The following is a 2943-nucleotide window of genomic DNA, read 5'->3' as shown; positions in this document are numbered from 1 at the left end:
CACCTCCCGCAGCGACGAGGCCCACAACTCCAGCGTCGCCTCGATCGAGGTCCCCGATGTCCATGATGCGCGAATCATGGTGACGCAGAGAGTCAGAACCTCGTCGAAAATGCAACTGTAATGCTAGGCTACGCGGTGGCGGGCCTCCGGCTGAAGCCGCAACTCGCCGCGCTCGGCATCGCGGTCAATGCGCGCAACCCGCTCTTCGTCTACCTACCCTGCGGCGTGGGTGGCGGGCCCGGCGGGGTCGCCTTCGGACTCAAGCTCGTATTCGGCGACGCGGTCCGTTGCATCTTCGCTGAGCCCACGCCGTCGCCCTGCATGTTGCTCGGCGTCTATACGGGCCTGCACGAGGACGTTTCGGTTCAGGATTTCGGCATCTCCAATGCGACTGCCGCGGATGGCCTCGCTGTCGGGCGGCCCTCGGGCTTCGTCGGACGGGCGATGCAGCGTCTAGTGGACGGCTATCTCACCGTGACCGACCAGGAGCTGTTCAACCTGCTCGCCCTTCTCGATCGGACCGAATCATTGATGCTGGAGCCTTCGGCCATCGCCGGCGCACCCGGTCCCGCCCGGGTCATGGCCGATCGCGCCTATCGCGTGCGCCTGAACCTGGATCACGACCGTTTAGAGGCGGCGACTCACATCATCTGGTCCACAGGGGGAAGCATGGTTCCCGCGGACGAGGCACGCGAATACCTCAAACAGGCTGACAGTGTGTGTTGATTTAGGCAAATCGTTCCCAGCTCCCCATCACGGATGGCGGCGGGGCAGGCGCCGGTAGGCCCGTCACCGGAGGTAGACTCTCTAACGGTCTGATTGTCGCCATTCCGGCGCCTTCGCATCAACGTGCGTATCCGAACGCTCCCCGGACGCGAAACACGTTTGGCGTCGGCCGATCATTTCCCCGGAAGTAAAAGCTTTTGACAGCTTAGCATTTCAGTAGCTTTTTTTGGCTTTTCCGTCCGCTGCATATTTTGCTGGGCTTACGGCGGGGCCGCCCTTTGGCGTCTGAGGCTCGACGTTTGAGATGGGCGTTTCGGGCGGCTGCCTGATGCGTACGGCGCCAAAGGGACCACGCGATGACGATCGTCGATGAGCCTGCTCTCGATCCCTATAAGAAGGTCGGAAAATCCGCTTACAGGCACGCACTCACCAAGATGAGCAACCGTCAGCGGATCAGCCACAGCCCTACAAGCGACAGAGTGGCTGAGTAGACAGGCCTATGGTCCTCATCGGTCGCCAGCACTGTGTAGGTGACGCGGTCGTGAGCTTCGAGCGCCTGATCGCGCGCCATCTCAGGAAGAACCCTCAAGGCCTGCGCGCGCCCCACTTCCAAGGTGGCGCATTCGGTGCCCTCGTGGTCGAATTCCGAAGTTCCATCGTTAACATTAAATAATGCGCCATGAATGTGCTCCACGAAAATTGAGACGGGAGCAATCTAAATTCTCAGCCACTGAATTTCTGAATCTAATTCAACAATATCCTCCATCGCGCCATTTTTCGCTTAGCCGTCAAGACCCAGCATTGCGGCCGACAACGACCGAAAGCTGTAAATTTACGTCACTACTTCCCGCCGTCGCAAACTTCAGCGCAGCTTGATTGCCCGCATCTAAATCGCTCACATGCGTTGACCGTTACTTCCTGAAGGCACGTGGAAGGCTGTCGGTTAAAATTAGGGTTAAGTCCTGCGTGAGAGCGCTGCGCTCGCTGACGATATGTTGAGCCACCGCGTCGTTCTCAATGCAAAAGCGACTGCTAGCAGCAATAAGGCGCAGATGGCGCTTTACCGCGCAGAAATATTTCGGGCCGATCTGAGTAATTTGAAGGCAAATATAGACCCGATGCTAGACTCTCTTGTTATTTAGCGCGGGTCTTCGCCGTATATAGATTTTGAAAACACTACTCAGGTTCAGGATTCATCATCTTCACCTCTGATAGCCGCACTGAACGCGATCGGATTGGGCGTAAACAGTTTACCCAATCTGACAGAGGATCTTTGCGCAGCCTATCAAAGAGCCCAAGAGGATGAAGACGAGGATCAAATGCAAATCTTTGGTGCCGCTCTCCGGCACATCGGCCAGTACTACGCGGCGAAGATTGAGCGGCGGGCTGCGGGCGTCGCTGTCAACTGAAGCGTTCTGGGGCGATGGGCCGATGTTTGACTGCGATGAAGCGATCAACCAACTTGAGCAGATCGCGTCCACGCTGGGAATGCCGGTTTCCGTCCTTTACCAGTCCGGCGTGTTAAGGCCGTTTGGTAGCTCCATACCTGAGATCCAACGCATGATGGTGGATATCCTGCGGGCATTGGAAGCCATGTCAGACCCGAAGGCTCGCAGACACTTTTCTGACGCGATCGGCCAAGCAATCCTCCATCTTGAGCAAACCAACGTTGGGGGCGCAAAAGCCAAAGGTAACTGACAGCTCAAGAGCTGCTACTGGGTGAAGGGCTAAGGTCGGCTTGCCACCCTCAGCCGAAGCTGCCGGACGACTGACTAACGGCCGCTTTCGAGAAGCGCTGACGGCGGTCCCGACGACCGGGTTGGGTCGTAAGGGGATCGGTTGCTTTTGCGCCAGATCGTCTCGGAAGCGGACCGGCAGCTTTCGGCCATACTACGCCATGCCGGATCGCCAACCTACGCAAAACCGGCCTTTCGGCTTTGCGCCCTTCCCAGTCATGCGCAAAATCGTAGCTCTTTCCCGGAAGCGGCCTTGTTGTGCCGATCCAACTCGGTCGTTCAGCACAGTGGCACTGGTCGCTGAAGCGGACAGATGAGTCCAACTCCGCAGGGCTTTCTCCCCCGACCAGGTCGTGAACCCATAACGGGTGGCACGGTTTGGTCGGGGCGTCGTTGGTTCTCCGAATGGAAGACCGAGGATGGCGCCGTTTGACCTGACGGATGCAGAGTGGGCGGTGATCGAGCCGCTGCTTCCGACAGA

The 2943-nt window shown here is 58.3% G+C and carries 1 protein-coding gene and 1 pseudogene; both read left to right on the top strand.

The window, feature by feature from the left end; genetic code table 11:
- Positions 1–114 precede the first annotated feature (114 nt).
- Positions 115–726: pseudogene (locus FV242_RS33405) on the top strand (D-serine ammonia-lyase); the annotation flags it as partial.
- A 1302-nt stretch (positions 727–2028) separates the two neighbouring features.
- Positions 2029–2424, top strand: coding sequence for a hypothetical protein (locus FV242_RS33395; protein ID WP_147941947.1), 396 nt, complete (start codon positions 2029–2031; stop codon positions 2422–2424).
- Positions 2425–2943 lie beyond the last annotated feature (519 nt).

The sequence above is a fragment of the Methylobacterium sp. WL64 genome (assembly GCF_008039945.1).
Taxonomy (GTDB): Bacteria; Pseudomonadota; Alphaproteobacteria; order Rhizobiales; family Beijerinckiaceae; genus Methylobacterium.
This window is presented reverse-complemented; position numbering and strand designations above follow the sequence as displayed.

What these genes read in the sequence shown, in the direction of transcription:
- FV242_RS33395 (WP_147941947.1), top strand. Translation starts at nt 2,029, where the DNA reads ATGAAGACGAGGATCAAATGCAAATCTTTGGTGCCGCTCTCCGGCACA.